This is a genomic window from Nocardia sp. NPDC056611 (assembly GCF_042792755.1).
In the GTDB taxonomy this organism is placed as follows: Bacteria; Actinomycetota; Actinomycetes; order Mycobacteriales; family Mycobacteriaceae; genus Nocardia.
This window is the reverse complement of sequence record NZ_JBHTVV010000001.1, coordinates 1758180-1776117: the sequence shown is the minus strand read 5'-3', so window position 1 is coordinate 1776117 and position 17938 is coordinate 1758180. Positions and strand designations below refer to the sequence as shown.

The window sequence follows — 17938 nt, the reverse complement described above, 5'->3', positions numbered from 1 at the left end:
GGTGTCGGCTCGCTTCGACAGCACACCCCTCGCGGTCGAAGATCTGGGCCTGATCGACTATCAGCGAGCCTGGGAATTGCAGCGGTCCATCGCCGACGAACGCGCCGAAGGCATCGGGCAGGATCGACTGCTGCTGCTGGAACACCCCTTCGTCTACACCGCCGGACGCCGCACCGAGCCGCGGGATCTGCCCGTGGACGGCAGCCCGGTCATCGCGGTCGACCGCGGCGGGAAGATCACCTGGCACGGGCCGGGGCAATTGGTCGGCTACCCGATCGTGCGGCTGGCCGAACCGGTCGACGTCGTCGCGTACGTGCGCCGCCTCGAAGAGGCGCTGATCGCCGTGTGCGCGCGGCTCGGGCTGGAAACCGGTCGGGTGGAAGGCCGTTCGGGCGTGTGGGTCCCGGCGAACCAGTTCCTGCCCGAGCGCAAGGTCGCCGCGATCGGTGTGCGCGTGCAGCGTGGCGTCGCCCTGCACGGCATCGCGCTCAACTGTGATTCCAGCCTGGACGGTTTCGACGCGATCGTGCCCTGCGGCATCCGCGATGCCGGGGTCACCACCCTCAGCCGCGAACTCGGCCGTGACGTCACCGTCGCCGAGGTGCGGCCGCTGGTCGCCGACGCGATCACCCGCGCCCTCGACGGCGAGTTGACGGTGACCGACCACACCGTGTCCCGTTGCGCCGCAGCCGCCGCCGAATGCCCCGAACCAGTCCCCGCGGCGCGCGACGAAGCGCCCGTCAAGGCCGAATGACCACAAGCGTAGGGTGAACCAAGTGACCTCCGTCGATACCCCGACACCTAACGATCCGGCCGCACCCAACGGCCGCAAGCTGCTTCGCATTGAGGCCCGCAACGCCGAGACCCCGATCGAGCGCAAACCCTCGTGGATCCGCACCCGCGCCACCATGGGCCCCGAGTACACCGAACTCAAGGGCCTGGTGAAACGCGAAGGGCTGCACACGGTCTGCGAGGAAGCCGGGTGTCCCAACATCTTCGAGTGCTGGGAGGACCGCGAGGCCACCTTCCTCATCGGCGGCGAGCAGTGCACGCGGCGCTGCGACTTCTGCCAGATCGACACCGGCAAGCCCGCCGCCCTCGATCGTGACGAGCCGCGGCGCGTGGCCGAGAGCGTGCAGGCCATGGGGCTGCGCTACTCCACCGTCACCGGCGTCGCGCGCGACGATCTCGAGGACGGCGGCGCGTGGCTGTACGCCGAGACCGTGCGCGCCATCAAGCGGCTCAACCCGCACACCGGCGTCGAACTGCTGATCCCCGACTTCAACGCGGTGCCCGAGCAGCTGGCCGAGGTGTTCGAGTCGCGGCCGGAGGTGCTGGCCCACAATCTGGAGACGGTGCCGCGCATCTTCAAGCGCATCCGTCCCGCCTTCCGCTACGAGCGGTCGCTGGCGGTCATCACCGCGGCCCGCGAAGCCGGTCTGGTCACCAAGTCCAACCTGATCCTGGGCATGGGCGAGACCCCGGAGGAAGTCACCCAAGGCCTGCGCGACCTGCACGAGGCGGGCTGCGACATCATCACCATCACCCAGTACCTGCGGCCCTCCCCGCGGCACCACCCGGTCGACCGGTGGGTGAAGCCGGAGGAGTTCGTCGAGCACTCCCGGGCCGCCGAGGAGATGGGCTTCGCCGGGGTCATGGCCGGTCCGCTGGTCCGGTCCTCGTACCGCGCGGGCCGCCTCTACGCCCAGGCCATGCGTCACCACGGCCGCGAGATCTCCCCGGAGATGGCGCACCTGGCCGAGGAGGGCAGCGCCGCGCAGGAGGCCACCAGCGTGCTGGCCCGCTTCGGCTCCTAGCGCACCCGACGCGCCGCAGACCGCGCGCCGCGACCCACGAGGGACGCGGCGCGCGGTCGCATCCGAGGGACCGCCGCTCCGGGTGGCGCGGACGTGAAGGCCGCGCGGCCTCCGGCGAAACGCCGGTAGACGAGTTATCCCGCGATTCGTGGACGGGAGCGCGCCGCTGGTGGGAAGCTCGAAGGACCGCAATGATCGACCCACGGAGCGAGCCATGGTCGAGCGAACGATTTCAGCGCACGGTGTCAACGGCAAGGCGGTCGTGGCCGAACGGCCCGGCGACATCCGCAATGTGGTGCTGGTCGGGCACAGCGGGTCGGGGAAGACCACGCTGGTCGAGGCGCTCGCGGTGGCCGCCGGGGCGGTGCCCAGAGCCGGGCGCGTCGAGGACGGCACCAGCGTCTCCGACTACGACGACATCGAGCAGCGCCAGCACCGGTCGGTGCAACTGTCGGTGGTGCCGATGGGGTGGGAGAAGGTCAAGGTCAATCTTCTCGACACCCCCGGATACGCCGATTTCGTCGGGGAGCTCAGGGCCGGTCTGCGAGCAGCGGACGCGGCCCTTTTCATTCTCTCCGCGGCCGCCGGGGTCGAGGGCGTCAGCGGGCCCACGCTGGCGCTGTGGGAGGAGTGCGCGAGCGTCGGCATGCCGCGCGCCATCGTGCTCACCCACCTGGACACCGCACGGGCCGATTTCGAGGACATGACCGAGACCTGCCGCCAGATCCTCGGCGGCGGCCGCGCGGAATCCATACTGCCGCTGCATCTTCCGGTGTACGGGCCCAAGAACCCCGACGGGCACCGGCCGGTGACCGGGCTGATCGAACTGCTCACCCAGCACGTCTACGACTACGCGACCGGGGAACGCGTCGAGACGCCCGCCTCCGCCGAACAGCACGAGCAGATGCAGGAGGCCCGCAACCGGCTCATCGAGGGCATCATCGCCGAGAGCGAGGACGAGACCCTCATGGACCGCTACATCGGCGGGGAGGAGATCGACCTCGCCTCGCTGGTCGCCGACCTGGAGAAAGCGGTCGCGCGCGGGAGCTTCCACCCGATGCTGATCGCCGCTCCCCCGCCCGAGGGCGCGCGCCAGGGGCTCGGCACCGTCGAGATCCTGGACCTCATCACCCGCGGATTCCCCACGCCCGCAGAACATCCGGTGTCCGCGACCGGCAGCGGCGGCAAGTCCGCGGCGCTGGCCTGCGATCCGGACGCGCCGCTGGCTGCCGAGGTGATCCGCACCGCCTCCGACCCGTACGTGGGCCGGCTGTCGCTGGTGCGGGTGTTCTCCGGCACCCTGCACGCCGACGACACCGTGCACGTGTGCGGGCACGGCACCGGCACGAACGGCGATCACGATGCCGACGACCGGGTCGGCGGGGTGTCCGCGCCGTTCGGGAAACAGCAGCGGCCGCTGCCGCAGGCCATCGCCGGGGACATCGTGTGCGTGAGCAAACTGACGCACGCCGAGACCGGGGACACCCTGTCCGCCAAGGACAGCCCGCTCATCATCGAGCCGTGGACCATGCCGGATCCGCTGCTGCCGGTCGCCATCAAGGCGCACGGCAAAGCCGATGAGGACAAGCTCTCCCAGGGGTTGTCGCGACTCGTGGCCGAGGACCCCACGGTCCGGGTCGAACAGAATCCCGACACCCACCAATTGGTGTTGTGGTGCCTGGGCGAGGCGCATCGCGAGGTGGCGCTCGAACGGCTGCGGTCCCGGTTCGGGGTGCAGGTCGACGTCGTCGACCACAAGGTGGCCCTGCGCGAAACCTTCGCCACCCAGGCGGCCGGGCGCGGGCGGCATGTGAAGCAGTCCGGCGGACACGGGCAGTTCGCGGTCTGTGAGATCGAGGTGGCCCCGCTGCCGGAGGGTTCGGGCATCGAGTTCGTGGACAAGGTGGTGGGCGGAGTCGTTCCGCGCCAGTTCATCCCGTCGGTGGAGAAGGGAGTGCGCGCCCAGGCCCTGCGCGGGGTGGCCTCCGGATATCCGCTGGTCGACGTGCGGGTGACGCTCTTCGACGGCAAGGCGCACTCGGTGGATTCCTCCGACGCGGCCTTCCAGACCGCGGGCGGCCTGGCCTTGCGGGAAGCCGCCGCCACCGCCCGCATCAGCGTGCTCGAACCCATTGCCGAAGTGCTGGTGGTGGTTTCGGACACCTACGTCGGCCCGGTGCTCGGCGACCTGTCGAGTCGCCGCGGCCGGGTCCTGGGCACCGAACCGGCGGGGTTGGGCCGCACCGCGATTCGGGCCGAAGTCCCCGAGCTGGAGCTCAGCCGCTATGCCGTGGATCTGCGGTCACTGGCCCACGGCGCGGCGAGTTTCACCCGCGCCTACGCGCGCCACGAACCGATGCCGCACCAGCTGGCCGACAGTCTGCGGGAGCAGGCCAAATCCGGCCACGCCTGACCGTCAGGACTCCTCCGCGCCGACCCGCGCGGGCAGCGGCAGCGCGGCCAGGGCCGTCATGAAGAAGTCGAGGCCGAAGCCGTAGTGCCGATCGGCCTCACAGGAGGTCAACGCGTCGGCGGCCTGCACGATCCGCGGATAACGCTGCCGCGGAAGGGTTTCCAGCCGGAGGCGCTTGCGGCGGATCATCTCGGCATTGTCGTCGGCGGACTGCTGCGGCGCCGGAGCGCCGGGCTCGCCCAGCACCAACATGACGGCGGTACGCAAGGTGTTGCCGCAGATCGCGGCGGCGGAGTCGACGTCCAAGCCGTATTCGGTGAGGATCTCGAGCGCGGCCTCGGTGGCATCCAGGAATCCGGGACTCGGGTCGTTGTCGCGGGACACCTGGAACAGCGGCACCAGGGTGCGGTGCCGGCGCAGCACCGTCACCAGTGATTCGGCCAGGGCGCGGAACTGTTCCAGCAGCGGGCGCGACCGGTCGCGGGTGGTGTCGACCTGTTCCCACAGCCGGTCGACGACGCCGGCCAGCAGTTCGTCCTTGTTCTTGAAATGCCAGTACAGCGCCATCGGGGTGACGCCCAGTTCCTGGGCCAGTCGCCGGATGGTCAGCGCGTCGAGGCCCTCGGCGTCGGCCAGCGCGATCGCGCCGTCGGCGACGGTCTCCCGGCTCAATCGGTTCTCCGCTTTTGCCACTTGACAAATATACAACGTACAGGCTTTCCTGTACCACGTACATGTACAACGTATGCGAATGATGTACAGGAACAACGCATAGGAGTTTGCGGTGCCACTATTGCCCCGCCGCTGGTGGGCCCTGATCGGGGTTTCCCTGGCGACCTTCATGACATTTCTCGACAACAACGTGGTCAACGTCGCGCTGCCGTCCATCCAGAGCGACCTGGGGCTGTCCATCTCGGGCCTGGAATGGGTGGTGAGCAGCTACATCCTGGTCTTCGCCGGGCTGATGCTGGCCGGCGGACGACTCGCGGACCTGTTCGGCCGCCGCCGGATGTTCCTCGGCGGACTGGCCGTGTTCACCCTCGCCTCACTGCTGGCCGGACTCGCCGACAGCCCGGCCATGCTCATCGGGGCCCGGGTGCTGCAAGGCGTCGGCGCTGCCGCCGCGATCCCCCCGACCCTCGCCATCATCGCCGGACTGTTCCCCGAGGACGCCGAACGCGCCAAGGCGGTCGGCGTGTGGAGCGCCATCGGCGCGCTGGCCCTGGCCCTCGGGCCGTTCACCGGCGGCGTCCTCAGCCAGCACGTGGACTGGAGCTGGATCTTCCTGATCAATGTGCCCTTCGGCGTCATCACCTTCGCGCTCACCGCGCTGACCCTCGACGAAACCCGCGAACGGGTGCGGCACCGGCTCGACCTGCCCGGACTGGTGACCTCCGCGCTCGCGCTGTTCGCGGTCACCTACGCCCTGATCGAAGGACACAACCGCGGCTGGACCTCCTGGGTGATCGTGGGCTGTTTCGCGATCGGCGCGGCCGCGCTCGCGGCGTTCGTCGTCATCGAATCGCGCCGGCCGGACCCGATGGTGGATATGTCGATGTTCCGCTCCCGCGCCTTCAGCGGCGGCATCGCCGTGATGATGCTGTGGGGTTTCGGGGTGATGGGCATCTACTTCTTCACCGCGATGTATCTGCAGAACGTGCTCGGCTTCTCACCCACCGCGGCGGGGGCGGCGTTCATTCCGATGGCGGTCGCCATGGTGCTGGTGTCGCCGCTCGCCCCGCTGGCCGCGCGGCGGCTGGGCACGAACGTCACCGTGGCGCTGGGGGTGGCGGGCATCGTCGGTGCGCTGCTGGATATTTCGACGATCGGCGAGCACGGGCACATCCTCGACCTGATGCCCGCGTTCATCGGGTTCGGCATCGGATCGGGCCTGCTCATGACGCCGTTGAACACGGCGATCATGGACCGGATGCCGCCCGCCATCGCGGGCGCGGCGGGGGCGGTGGTCAATGCGAGCCGCGAGATCTCGGCGCTGCTCGGCGTCACCATCGTCGGTGCGATCCTCACCACTCGCGCGGCCACCGTGGCCGGGCAGGGCGCGGCTCCGATGCACGCCTTCCTCGAGGGCTATCGCCTGGCGATCATCGTCGCGGGCGTCATTGTCGCCGTGGGTATTCCGCTGGCGCTGATCACCCTGCGGACCCCGCGCGAGCAAGCACCCGAGGCGGCGGCCCCCGAACCGATCGGGGCGGCGGCCTGACGCCACGAGCACCGCATCGGCCGGCAGGACTCCGGCCGATGCGGCGGCTCCGGCCGACAAGCACTCGCGCCGACCGCGATTCGGGCCATCGGGCACCGACCGGTCGCGTCACTGTCCATCCCATCGCGAACCGGGCGTACCCGGCGATTAAGCTGGACCGCATGGCAGCAGGCAAGGGCGGTAATCCGTCGAAGGAAGCGAAGGCCGCGGCGAAGGCGGCGCGCAAGCAGGCGTCGAAGGACCGTCGCAAGCAGCTCTGGCAGGCGTTCCAGATGCAGCGCAAGGAAGACAAGCTGCTGCTGCCGCTGATGATCGGCGCGCTGGTCGGCGTGACCGTGCTGTTCCTGGTGATCGGCCTGATCTTCGGTCTGCAGTGGTTCCTGCTGCCGATCGGTCTGGTGCTGGGCGTGCTGGCCGCGTTCATCATCTTCGGGCGCCGGGTGCAGAAGAACGTGTACGCCAAGGCCGAGGGCCAGGCCGGCGCGGCCGCCTGGGTGCTGGACAACCTGCAGGGCAAGTGGCGGGTCACCCCGGGTGTCGCGGCCACCACCCAGCTCGACGCGGTGCACCGCGTGGTCGGCCTGCCCGGTGTGGTGCTGGTCGCCGAGGGCTCGCCGCAGCGGGTGAAGTCGCTTCTGGCACAGGAGAAGAAGAAGGTGTCGCGGCTGGTCGGCGACACCCCGATCTACGACATCGTGATCGGCAACGAGGAGGGCCAGGTTCCGCTCAAGGAGCTGGAACGCCACCTGCGCAAACTGCCGCGCAATATCGACGCGGCCCGCATGGACAATATCGAGGGACGCCTGTCGGCCCTCGCCACCCGCGGCGGCCCGGCCCTGCCCAAGGGCCCGCTGCCCAACGGCGCGAAGATGCGCGGCGTCCAGCGCTCGATCCGCCGGCGCTGACCACTCGAAAGTAAAGGCCCGCATCCCCGAGGATGCGGGCCTTACCTTTTCGCCGAGTGGCACTCGGTGGCGGGGAAATCGGACGAATCCCCTCCAGGGTGTGCCACTCGGCGGAACGGTCAGCGGAGGTGGCGGGAGAGGAAGCCGATGACGTCGGGGGTGACGGTGCGCCAGTACTCCTCGGTGTGGGTGCCGGGGGTGATCAGGCCGACCTCGGGGCGGGCGGTGGCGATGAAGCGGCGGCAGCCCTCGATGAAGCGGTCGCGGTCGCCGCACCACAGGCCGACGGGGGCCGGGCCGAGCTTGTCGAGGTTGCGTAGCGGGTCGAGGGCCGCCCACTGGTCGGCATTGGTGAATGCGTTCCGTTTGGCCATTTCGGTCCACGAGGTGAGCAGACCCGGCGACATGGTGGCTACCGCGTTCAACGGGCGGTTCTGCTCGGCGCGGCGACGCGCGTAGACCAGAGCGCCGAAGCCGCCCATGGAGGTTCCGGTGCAGGCGAAGGGCTGTCCGTCCTTACCCGCGAGGCGGCGCTGGGCGAGCCAGCCGGGGACCTCGTCGAGCAGCATGGCCATCGGGTCGTCGCCGGTGCCGTGGTCGTGCCAGTAGTTGTCGCCGCCGTCGAGGGCCACGAAACCGAAGGCCGGGGTGAGGCGGGTGGCGACCGCGGCGGCCAGCAGGTCGGCGATATTGCCGACGGCGGCGTTGCGGGCGGTGCCGTGCAGGCCGTGCAACAGCAGCGAAATGGGGATGTTGTCGGCGGAGACGCCGGGCGGCAGGATCGTGACCAGGTCGACCTCGCACCGGCGGGCCTTCGAGTAGACGCGTTCGGTGCTGATGATCGGGGCGGGACCCATTGCCGTCTGGCCGATGTCCTCGGCGTGCTGGGTGCGCTGGACGCCGTCGGCTTCGGTGGAGGCGTTCACTCCGGCCGCGACGGCCGCACCCGCTGCAGCCAAACCAACCAGTCCGGTGGTCGCGAGCAGAGACCGGCGGCTCAGGGTCCGCGCGGCCGCCCGGTAGTCCTCGACCATCGATCCCTCCATCGGCACAGCAACAGCTACCGCCCGGACGACGGCCAGGTGGCTGCATCAGGGCAAATCGCCGCCACCATACCGATCGAAAGCAAACAGCGGTGAACATTTGGCAACGCCTTGCAACACACTGCACCAACAGCATCGCAGGTAACGCGGCTGATCCGCGCCGACTCGACACGGCGTGATGTGTTCGAATCACCCCGAGCACAAAACTGTGACCGGAATCGACAGATCCGTGATCGGGGCCGGTGAACGCGGTGACCGCGCGGAGTCAGCGGCTGTAGACGAGGGCGGTGCCGGTAGCGCGGTCGTGCATGCCGCGGCCGTCGCTGTCGGTGAACAGCGCGGGGATGACGAACAGCAGGATGAGCTGCCGGCCCAGCGCCCGGACGAAACCGACCGGCGCGTCAGCGTCCACTCGGCTGACCTTGATCTTCAGGAAGTACTGGCCCGGCGTGAACCCGAACAGTGTGACCGCGATGATCCCGAGCGCGAACCACACCACCAGGGTCGGCGTCGACAGCGCCTGGGTGACGACCTCGAAATGCGAAGGCGGCTGCTGCCCCTTCGGGATGGTCATCTTCGACAGGATCTTGTCCGCGTCCGGTCGCACGATGATGGCGGCCAGGCCCATGGAGATGAACCAGTCCACCAGCACGGCCAGCACGCGGCGGGTGAAGGGGGCGAGCGCGCCGGGGCCGGAGGCCGGGAGGCCGAGTTCCTTGCCCTGGTAGTCACCGAGCGGGTTGTCTCCGGATTCGGCGTTCGGTCCGGACAGCCATGAGCCGGTGATGCGTGCCATGGACTCAGCTTATGCGCCGCCCGTGGACGGGTCGCCGACGCCCGTCGATCGGCGGACGGGAGGGGAATCGTATATGTTGCCTGCACGATTCCGGCGGCTGCCGCAACTGTTCGGCGACCCCGGTTGCCAGGTGGATGCCCGGCGGTGAGGATTGTCACGCTGACCGGTTCGCACGCGGTAAGGACCCTAACTTTTCAGAGTCTTAACAGCCGGTTCCGGCAGGTCGGTGGCAGGATATCGGTGCTGGTCGAGCATTGCTCGGCGACCGCTGCGGCGTCCACGCGAACCCGGGGGCACCGCCGAACCCCCGGCCAGCAGTGCGTGTAACACTGGCGAAACACAGCCTTGATTGCAGGGAAACACCGCATCCATACCGTGTGGTCGCGACGAACCCATGCAGTCACCACTGGCTGGGAACCGATCCGTAAGGAGTACTAAGTGGCGTTCAGCACGGCCGACGAGGTCATCAAGTACATCAAGGAGGAGGAGCTCGAATACGTCGATATTCGCTTCACCGACCTCCCCGGTGTGCAGCAGCACTTCTCGATCCCGGCGAAGGCGTTCACCGCTGATCTCGCCGAAGAGGGCCTGGCGTTCGACGGTTCGTCCGTCCGCGGCTTCCAGTCGATCGACGAGTCGGACATGCTGCTGCTGCCCGATTACAGCACCGCGCGGGTCGACCCCTTCCGTGCCGCGAAGACGCTGAACATGAACTTCTTCGTGCACGACCCGTTCACCCGTGAGGCGTACTCCCGCGACCCGCGTAACGTCGCCCGCAAGGCCGAGGAGTACTTGGCCGCGACCGGCATCGCCGACACCTGCTACTTCGGTGCCGAGGCCGAGTTCTACATCTTCGACTCGATCCGTTACGACTCGGCGATGAACGGCTCGTTCTACGAGATCGACTCGGTGTCGGGTTCCTGGAACACCGGCGCGGAGTACAACGCCGACGGCACCCCGAACCGTGGTTACAAGGTTCGCAACAAGGGTGGTTACTTCCCCGTCGCGCCGTACGACCACTACGTCGACCTGCGCGACAAGATCTCGACCAACCTGCAGAACGCGGGCTTCGAGCTGGAGCGCGGCCACCACGAGGTCGGCACCGCCGGTCAGGCCGAGATCAACTACCGCTTCAACACCCTGCTGGGCGCCGCTGACGACCTGCAGCTGTTCAAGTACATCGTGAAGAACACCGCGTGGCAGGAGGGTAAGACCGTTACCTTCATGCCGAAGCCGCTGTTCGGCGACAACGGCTCGGGTATGCACGCCCACCAGTCGCTGTGGAAGGACGGCAAGCCGCTTTTCCACGACGAGGCCGGCTACGCGGGCCTGTCGGATCTGGCGCGTCACTACATCGGCGGCATCCTGCACCACGCCCCGTCGCTGCTGGCGTTCACCAACCCGACCGTGAACTCGTACCACCGTCTGGTGCCGGGCTACGAGGCCCCCATCAACCTGGTGTACTCGCAGCGCAACCGTTCGGCCGCGATCCGTATCCCGATCACCGGCTCGAACCCGAAGGCCAAGCGCATCGAGTTCCGCGCGCCGGACTCCTCGGGTAACCCGTACCTGGCCTTCGCCGCCATGATGATGGCCGGCCTGGACGGCATCAAGAAGAAGATCGAGCCGATGGCTCCGGTCGACAAGGACCTCTACGAGCTCCCGCCGGAGGAGGCCAAGAACATCCCGCAGGCCCCCACCTCGCTGGCGTCGGTCATCGACCGCCTCGAGCAGGACCACGACTACCTCACCGAGGGTGGCGTGTTCACCACCGACCTGATCGAGACCTGGATCGACATCAAGCGCACCCAGGAAATCGCCCCGGTCAACCTGCGCCCGCACCCGTACGAGTTCGAGCTGTACTACGACGTCTAAGTCGAAGTAGCGCAAGCGCTCTCAGAAGCCCCATCCGCCTCGGCGGGTGGGGCTTTGCGCGTCACCGGCGGTGGCAGTGGACCCGGACGAGCACGGTGTCGTCGGGCAGTGTCTCGAGGTAGTTTTCGAGATCGCCGGGTGGTATGGGGCAGGCGGGCCGGTCGGCGGGGGACGTGTTCTGGTCCCAGTCCTTGTGTCGGCAAACGCCGCTCGACTCGATCCACCAGCCATCCAAGGTGAGCACATCGGGCTCTGCGACATTGTGTGTCGCGACGTCCAGCAAGGCCTTCGGGCCGCCCGCGCATTCGCCTCGTGTGGGGGGCAGCACGATGCCGAACTGGTTGGGACCGTCGTGGATCAGCCGAGGATCATCCTCATGACCCGGTCGGACATAGAACCCGGCTCCGTCTCCACCGCTCCGAAGCCGCCAGGTGCTCCACATGTCTCGCTCCGGAAACCCCTGGTGCATCTCGAACGGAGCGAGGGCTCTCGTGATCGCGGCCTGCACGTCATCGATCGCATCCGGCGGCAAGCAGACCGTCACCGAGATTTGCGCCAAAACGACTCCCCTCCTGGAGTACCGAGCGCCTCAGGTTACCTCTCGGAATCGACACTCCGGGTGGTCAGTGGGACTCCGGTTCTTTGCGCGGGTAGAATGGTTGCGCGAGAGTTACTGGGGTGCAAGGGTGTTCGGGGTGGTCCAGCGGGGGTCCCGGTGGGTGGGGATGGGTGGCCGGTGGGCGGGAGGACCGGTGGGTAACCGCGCGGGGCAGGCGTAAGCACCCCTACCGTCGCCGCCGTGAACATCAAACGATTTGCACGACTTCGTATTTCAATGCTCGTTGTGACTGCCGCGGCGGGGGCGCTGCTCGGGGGCGGGGTGGCGGGGGTGCCGTCGGTGGCTCTGGCCGCGCCGCCGGTCATGCACACCGAGGCGACTCGGATCACGCTGCAGGGGGCCGTCAATGTGCGTGACATCGGGGGATATGCGACCTACACCGGGGATTCGACCAAGTCGGGGAAGGTGATTCGGGCGGATGCGCTCGGGAAGCTGACCGACGCCGATGTGCAGCAGCTGGGGACGCTGGGGATCAAGTCGGTGATCGACTTCCGGACGCAGGCCGAGGTGGGGGCGCAGGGCGCGGATCGGGCGATTCCGGGGGCCGCCGCGGTGTCCCGGCCGATCAGCGACGGGGGCATGTATTTGAAGATGGTGCAGGCCATCGGGTCGAAGGATCCGGCGGTGCAGCAGGCGGCGCTGGGTGACGGCAAGGCCGAGCAGATGATGCGCGACATGTATCAGAGCTTCCTGACGCCGGATTCGATGGCGAAGTTCGGGCAGACGATCAAGGACATCGCGGCCTCCGGGGGCGCGACGCTGTACCACTGCACCGCGGGCAAGGACCGCACCGGGTGGATGACGTATGTGATGCTGCGGGCCGTGGGTGTGCCGGAAAGCGTTGCCCGCCAGGACTACCTGCTGTCGAACCAGTACCGGTCGGCCGCGGATGCCGCGCAGCGGGCGCAGTTGAAGCAGGCGGGCATCATGCAGAACCCGGATCTGCTGATCCCGTTGCAGGTCGTCAGCGACGAGTACCTGAACAACGCGATCGACAAGATGAACGAGCAGTTCGGTGATTTCGGCAAGTTCCTCACCAAGGGGCTGGGCATCGACGCCGCGACCATCGTGAAGCTGCACAAGACCCTGGTGGGCTGACCCTCACCCGTTCCGGCCCCGTCGTACCGCGTGCGGCGGGGCCGTCGCGTGTCCGGCTACCGCCGGGAACTCAAGGCGGACAGGTCCAGCGCGGTCGTCTCCGCCCACGCGCTGGCGCGCAGGTCGCCGGGATCGCCGACGCCGAGGGCCTCGTGCAGGCCGCGGGTGGCGGAGCGGGCGAGGTCCTCGAAGGCGGTGCGGGTGATCGGCCAGCGCAAGGTGCGCCGCCAGTTCTCGATTTCGCGTTGCAGGGCGGGAGCGGTCCAGCCGAGGTCGCGCAGCAATTGGGCGGCGGCCTCCGAAATCGGTTCGGGCAAATAGTAGTTACCGGTGAGTTCGGCGGAGAGATTGATGTCGAACTGCTGGAATTGCACGTATCGATTGCCGGTGGCGACGAGGGTGAGGGTGGCGCGGGACGGCAACCCGGCGAGGAAGGTGGCCAGCCTGCGTGCGAACACGTCCCAGTCGGTGGTGACTATTCGTTCGCGCTGGCCCTGGATGCCCATCCCGGCCGATCATACGCCGTCCAATGCAACAACCGGACGAATTACCGTGCCGCCCAGTCCGATCACGGAAATATTGGCGACTTCGATCAGCTCGGACAATCATGGACATCGCCAACCCTGCGACGGTGTAAAGGAGCAGAAGAAACCGTGTCCTCGGAATTCTCCAGCAGCCCTGACTATTTCGAGGTGCGCCCGGTCGGCCACGTCCGCTCGCGGCTCACCGACCGCGCCGGGGCGCCGCTCCAGGCGGATGAGGACGCGCCGCCCGCGGAGGTGGTGCTGGCGCCCGAATTCGCCGCGGCCGCGGCCGATCTGCGGCCGGGGACGCGGGTCGTGCTGCTGACCTGGTTGCACGCGGGGAGCCGGGAGGTGCTGGCGGTGCATCCGCGTGGGGATCGTTCCCGTCCGGCGACGGGTGTGTTCGCGACCCGGTCCCCCGACCGGCCGAACCCGATCGGGCTGCACGAGGTGACGCTGACCGCGGTGACCCCGGGCGTGCTGGGAGTGGCGGGGCTGGAGGCGATCGACGGGACGCCGGTCCTCGATATCAAGCCCGTGCTGGGCGGGGTCGACACCCGCTGACCGGCCCGGATGGGACGGGCGGGCGACCCCCGGGAGTAGGTTGAGTGCCATGGCGGCACCCAGGCATCCGATCCCGGCGGTCGGCACGCAGCGGCTGGCCGCGGCGTGTCAGGCCGAGGTGCCCGCGTTGACCAAGCGGTTGATGGCGGCGATCTTCACCGACAACCCGGGCTGGACGGATTACACGGCGGTGCCGCGGGCGGATCTGCGGGACGGCTGCCGCCGGTATCTGACGCGGATTCTGGATCTGCTGGGCGGGTTGCCGCCGAATCCGGACGGTGACGATGTGGCCGCGGCGATCGGCAGGCGGCGCGCCGAGCAGGGGGTGCCGCTGGAGGCGATGCTGCGGACGTTCCGGCTCGGCGGCCAGATCGTGTGGGAAGCGTTGCTGGACAAGGCCGATGACATCGGGTCGGCGGAGACCCGGCAGGTCGGGTCGGCGATGTGGGCGGTGGTGGACGGCATGTCGTCGGCACTGGTGACCTCGTATCGGAACACCGAGCTGGATCGGGTGCGCAGTGACGAGCGGCGCCGGCATTCGCTGATCGAGGACCTTCTCGCCGGGCGTGCCCACGACGCCACATTCGCGGCGCGGGCCGGGCGGGAGCTGAATCTGCCCGCGCACGGCGCGTATCTCGTGGTGGTGGCGCGCGGTGAGGGCGGGCCACGGCTGCACATGGGTGCGGAGGCGGCGCTGGGGGTTTCGGGGGTGCGCTCGGTGTGGCACGAGCGCGTGGATTCGACGGTCGGGCTGGTGTCGCTGGAGCATCGGGACAGTTCTGTTGTGCTGCAACAGCTTCGGCCTTTGATCCGAGGCCGGGCGGGGGTCTCCCCCGCGGTCGCCGGGCTGGCGGGCATCGATACCGCGCACGGGTTGGCGGTGCTGGCGCTGGATACCGTGCCCGGGGAAGCGGCCGGGCTGCTGATCTCGCTGGACGAGCGCTATCCGGAGGCGCTGCTGCTGCGCTCCCCCGATCTGACCGATCTCCTGGTCTCCCGGACCCTCGGCCCGGTCCTGGAATTGCCGCCGAAGGAACGTGACATTCTGCTGCGGACTTTGGCCGTCTGGCTCGCCGAGAACTGCTCCGCGGCCAATGCCGCACCCAAGTTGCACTGCCATCGGAACACGGTCATCAACCGGTTGCAGCGCATCACCATGCTGCTCGGCCGGCCCTTGGAAGGCCAGCGCGCCTACCTGGAACTTTCGCTCGCGCTGGCCGCTCTGGAATTGCCCGGGACCACCCGCGGCTGAGCCGCCGAAAGCACGCTACTCACGGGTACAAATTGTGCTCTCCGCCCAGTTGCGCACAAACATATATGGGCTTCGAGTGCATTGATTGTGCAAATGGGGACCGACAGACTCGTTCGCAATGACTCGCATCACAACCGATGGCGGGTCGAGTTATCGAGAACGAGGAGCACCACGAGTGCCGGAATTCGATCTTCTGGTGATCGGTGGCGGTCCCGGCGGGTACGTCGCCGCCATCCGCGCCGCTCAACGAGGCCTCACCGTCGGCCTGGTCGAGAAGGAACGCCCGGGCGGCGTCTGCCTGAACTGGGGCTGCATCCCGACCAAGGCGATGCTGCGCTCGGCGGAGGTCTTCCACACCATCGCGCACGCCGCCGAATTCGGCATCTACGCCGATAATCTGCGCTTCGACTATGCCGCGGTGCGGCAGCGCAAGGACGGCATCGTCAAGGAACTGACCGACGGTGTCGCGGGCCTGCTCAAGGCCAATGGCGTCACCGTCATCGAGGGCCACGCCCGCTTCACCGGCCCGACCACGGTCGAGGTCGTCGAGGCCGGTCCGTCGCCGATCTTCGAGGGCGGCCCGCGCTACGCCGCCGCCCCGACCGCCAATGCCGTGCGCACCGTCAGCGCGAAGGACGTCATCGTCGCGACCGGATCGGTCCCGGCCGTCCTGCCGATCCCGGGCGCGGACCTGCCCGGCGTCATCACCTCCGACGGCGCGTTCGGTCTCACCGAGGTACCCAAGCGCCTGGTCGTCATCGGCGGCAGCGCCGTGGGCGCGGAGTGGGCCAACCTGTTCCACGAGTTCGGCGCGGACGTCACCGTGGTGGAGATGCAGGATCGCCTGGTTCCGTTGGAGGACAAGGAGATCGGCGCCGCGCTGGTCCGCTCGTTCACCAAGCGGGGCATCACGGTGCTGACCGGCGCGACCGTCACCGCCATCGCCGAGGGCGATGCGGGTCTGACCGTCACGGTCGGCGGAGACAAGCCGCAGGAGCTGCCCGCGGACGTGGTGCTGGTCGGCGTCGGCCGCCGCCCCAATACCGCCGGGCTGGGCCTGGAAGTCGCCGGAATCGCCACCGACGCACGGGGTTTCATTCCGGTCGACGAGCACCTGCGCACCGGCGTCGAGCACGTCTACGCGATCGGCGATGTCACCGGTAAGGCGCTGCTCGCGCACGTGGCCTCGCATCAGGGCCTGGTCGCCGCCGACACCATCGCCGGTCACGCCGCCCACATCGACTACAACGTGATCCCCGCCGCGACCTTCACGCATCCGGAGATCGCGAGCGTCGGCCTCACCGAGGACGCCGCCAAGGCCGCGGGCCACGACATCGTGGCCGCCAAGTTCCCGTTCGCGGCGCTGGGCCGGGCCAAGTCCTTCGGCGATCAGGAGGGCTTCCTCAAGATCGTCGCGGGCAAGAAGCACGGCGAAGTGCTCGGCGTGCACATCATCGGCCCGTCGGCCAGTGACCTGATCATCGAAGGGGCCCTGGCGATCTCGCTGGAGGCGACCCTCGACGAGCTGGCCGAGACCATCCACGCCCACCCCACCCTCGGCGAGATCGGTATGGAGGCCGCCCTGGTCGGGCTGGGCCTGCCGATTCACGTCGCGCCGCCCCGGAAGCGTTGAGGAGTTCCGTCATGACCACGACCACTGCAGCGGAGCTGACACAGACCACCGCCGCGCCGCGCAAGCCGGCGCGCAAGGCCGCCCGCCCGGCCGACCAGACCCCGGACGTAGCCGTATCCGGCACCGAAACCCTGCTCGGCGGAGCCGATTTCGGCGGCACCGACGCCGCGACCCTGCGCGAGCTGTACAGCGAGATGCTGTTCATCCGCCGCTTCGAGGAGCGCACCGCGCAGGCGTACCAGCAGGCCAAGATCGGCGGCTACTGCCACCTGAACCTGGGTGAGGAAGCCACCGTCGTCGGTGTCGGGCGGGCCATGCGTCCCACCGACTACCTGTTCACCAATTACCGCGAGCACGGCTACGCGCTGGCCAAGGGCATCGAGCCCGGCCGCGTGATGGCCGAGCTGTACGGCCGCTCGACCGGCACCTCCAAGGGCTGGGGCGGGTCGATGCACATGTACGACACCGAGACCCGGCTGCTCGGCGGGTACGCCATCGTGGGCGGCCAGGTGCCGCTGGCGATCGGCGCGGCGCTGGCCATCGACTACCGCGGCGGCGATGACGTCGTGGTGTGCCAGATGGGTGAGGGCACCACGAACATCGGCGCGTTCCACGAGTCGCTGAACATCGCGGCGCTGTGGAATCTGCCCGTGGTGTTCCTGGTGATCAACAACCAGACCGGTATGGGCACCACCGTCGAGAAGTCCTCGGCCGAACCGGATCTGTGGAAGCGCGCCGCCTCGTACCGCATGCGCGGTGAGCGGGTGGACGGCACCGATGTGGTGGCCGTGCGCGAGGTCGCCGCCGATCTCATCGAGACCGCCCGCCGCGAAGGCAAACCCGCCCTGCTGGAGGCCGTCTCCTACCGGCTCAAGGGCCATTCGGTGGTGGACCCGGCCAAGTACCGCGCCGAGGACGCCGTCTCCACCGCGGTCGCGCACGACCCGATCGTGTTGTGGCACAACCGTCTGCTGGAGGCGGGCGTGCTGAGCGAGGAGTCGGCCGCCGCCATCGAGGCCGATGTGAAGGAGCGCGTGCGCGTCGCGGTCGATTTCGCCGACCAGTCCCCGCATCCGGACCCGGCCACCCTGTTCGATTACAACTACGCGACCCCGGTCGCGGGCGATTCCCATCGCCTGCCCGGTGATCCGCTCTTCACCGCCTAAGGACATCACCGT

The 17938-nt window shown here is 68.7% G+C and carries 16 protein-coding genes; 11 read left to right on the top strand and 5 right to left on the bottom strand.

The annotated features are described in order from the left end of the window. Nucleotide 1 precedes the first annotated feature (1 nt). The 3 genes from lipB (at nucleotide 2) to ACFRAQ_RS08135 (ending at nucleotide 4230) form a co-directional block, all read left to right on the top strand. The gene (lipB, locus tag ACFRAQ_RS08145; RefSeq protein ID WP_379095905.1) at nucleotides 2-754 is read left to right on the top strand and encodes a lipoyl(octanoyl) transferase LipB; all 753 of its coding nucleotides are present in this window, start codon (nucleotides 2-4) and stop codon (nucleotides 752-754) included. 22 nt (nucleotides 755-776) lie between these two features. After that, complete coding sequence (gene lipA / locus ACFRAQ_RS08140; protein WP_379095654.1) at nucleotides 777-1817, top strand: lipoyl synthase; 1041 nt, start codon at nucleotides 777-779, stop codon at nucleotides 1815-1817. 214 nt (nucleotides 1818-2031) lie between these two features. Next, the gene (locus ACFRAQ_RS08135; protein WP_379095651.1) at nucleotides 2032-4230 is read left to right on the top strand and encodes an elongation factor G-like protein EF-G2; all 2199 of its coding nucleotides are present in this window, start codon (nucleotides 2032-2034) and stop codon (nucleotides 4228-4230) included. A 3-nt stretch (nucleotides 4231-4233) separates the two neighbouring features. Here ACFRAQ_RS08135 and ACFRAQ_RS08130 read toward each other — a convergent pair whose 3' ends face one another. Then, nucleotides 4234-4923 (bottom strand): TetR/AcrR family transcriptional regulator, encoded by a 690-nt coding sequence (locus ACFRAQ_RS08130; RefSeq protein WP_379095648.1) that lies wholly within the window; start codon nucleotides 4921-4923, stop codon nucleotides 4234-4236. 91 nt (nucleotides 4924-5014) lie between these two features. On the opposite strand from ACFRAQ_RS08130, the gene ACFRAQ_RS08125 reads away from it, so the two are divergent. Then, nucleotides 5015-6451 (top strand): MFS transporter, encoded by a 1437-nt coding sequence (locus tag ACFRAQ_RS08125; RefSeq protein ID WP_379095645.1) that lies wholly within the window; start codon nucleotides 5015-5017, stop codon nucleotides 6449-6451. Nucleotides 6452-6612: 161 nt separating this feature from the next. Beyond that, a complete protein-coding gene (locus tag ACFRAQ_RS08120; RefSeq protein WP_357288771.1) occupies nucleotides 6613-7356 on the top strand; it encodes a DUF4191 domain-containing protein in 744 nt (247 codons plus the stop codon). 119 nt (nucleotides 7357-7475) lie between these two features. On the opposite strand, the gene ACFRAQ_RS08115 is transcribed toward ACFRAQ_RS08120, so the two are convergent. Together ACFRAQ_RS08115 and ACFRAQ_RS08110 are read right to left on the bottom strand one after the other, a co-directional pair. Then, nucleotides 7476-8390 carry an alpha/beta hydrolase gene (locus ACFRAQ_RS08115; protein ID WP_379095642.1) on the bottom strand — a complete coding sequence of 305 codons (915 nt, stop codon included), beginning with the start codon at nucleotides 8388-8390 and terminating at the stop codon, nucleotides 7476-7478. Between the two features lie 274 nt (nucleotides 8391-8664). Then, nucleotides 8665-9195 (bottom strand): RDD family protein, encoded by a 531-nt coding sequence (locus tag ACFRAQ_RS08110; protein WP_379095639.1) that lies wholly within the window; start codon nucleotides 9193-9195, stop codon nucleotides 8665-8667. Between the two features lie 438 nt (nucleotides 9196-9633). On the opposite strand from ACFRAQ_RS08110, the gene glnA reads away from it, so the two are divergent. After that, complete coding sequence (gene glnA / locus ACFRAQ_RS08105) at nucleotides 9634-11070, top strand: type I glutamate--ammonia ligase (protein ID WP_379095637.1); 1437 nt, start codon at nucleotides 9634-9636, stop codon at nucleotides 11068-11070. A gap of 61 nt (nucleotides 11071-11131) precedes the next feature. On the opposite strand, the gene ACFRAQ_RS08100 is transcribed toward glnA, so the two are convergent. Further along, complete coding sequence (locus tag ACFRAQ_RS08100) at nucleotides 11132-11629, bottom strand: hypothetical protein (protein WP_379095634.1); 498 nt, start codon at nucleotides 11627-11629, stop codon at nucleotides 11132-11134. Between the two features lie 276 nt (nucleotides 11630-11905). On the opposite strand from ACFRAQ_RS08100, the gene ACFRAQ_RS08095 reads away from it, so the two are divergent. Further along, complete coding sequence (locus tag ACFRAQ_RS08095; RefSeq protein WP_379095631.1) at nucleotides 11906-12787, top strand: tyrosine-protein phosphatase; 882 nt, start codon at nucleotides 11906-11908, stop codon at nucleotides 12785-12787. A gap of 56 nt (nucleotides 12788-12843) precedes the next feature. Here the strand turns inward: ACFRAQ_RS08095 and ACFRAQ_RS08090 are convergent, their stop codons facing one another. Continuing rightward, nucleotides 12844-13293 (bottom strand): hypothetical protein, encoded by a 450-nt coding sequence (locus ACFRAQ_RS08090; protein WP_357288802.1) that lies wholly within the window; start codon nucleotides 13291-13293, stop codon nucleotides 12844-12846. Nucleotides 13294-13440: 147 nt separating this feature from the next. Between ACFRAQ_RS08090 and tsaA the strand changes: the two genes are divergently transcribed. From tsaA to pdhA, 4 genes are all read left to right on the top strand, one after another. Continuing rightward, nucleotides 13441-13875, top strand: a complete 435-nt coding sequence (gene tsaA / locus ACFRAQ_RS08085) for a tRNA (N6-threonylcarbamoyladenosine(37)-N6)-methyltransferase TrmO (protein WP_379095628.1) — start codon at nucleotides 13441-13443, stop codon at nucleotides 13873-13875. A gap of 49 nt (nucleotides 13876-13924) precedes the next feature. Next, nucleotides 13925-15127, top strand: coding sequence for a PucR family transcriptional regulator (locus ACFRAQ_RS08080; RefSeq protein ID WP_379095625.1), 1203 nt, complete (start codon nucleotides 13925-13927; stop codon nucleotides 15125-15127). Between the two features lie 175 nt (nucleotides 15128-15302). Continuing rightward, entirely contained in the window at nucleotides 15303-16760 is a 1458-nt protein-coding gene (gene lpdA / locus ACFRAQ_RS08075; protein ID WP_379095622.1) for a dihydrolipoyl dehydrogenase, read from the top strand. An 11-nt stretch (nucleotides 16761-16771) separates the two neighbouring features. Beyond that, nucleotides 16772-17926 carry a pyruvate dehydrogenase (acetyl-transferring) E1 component subunit alpha gene (pdhA, locus tag ACFRAQ_RS08070; protein ID WP_379095619.1) on the top strand — a complete coding sequence of 385 codons (1155 nt, stop codon included), beginning with the start codon at nucleotides 16772-16774 and terminating at the stop codon, nucleotides 17924-17926. The last annotated feature ends 12 nt before the right edge of the window (nucleotides 17927-17938 follow it).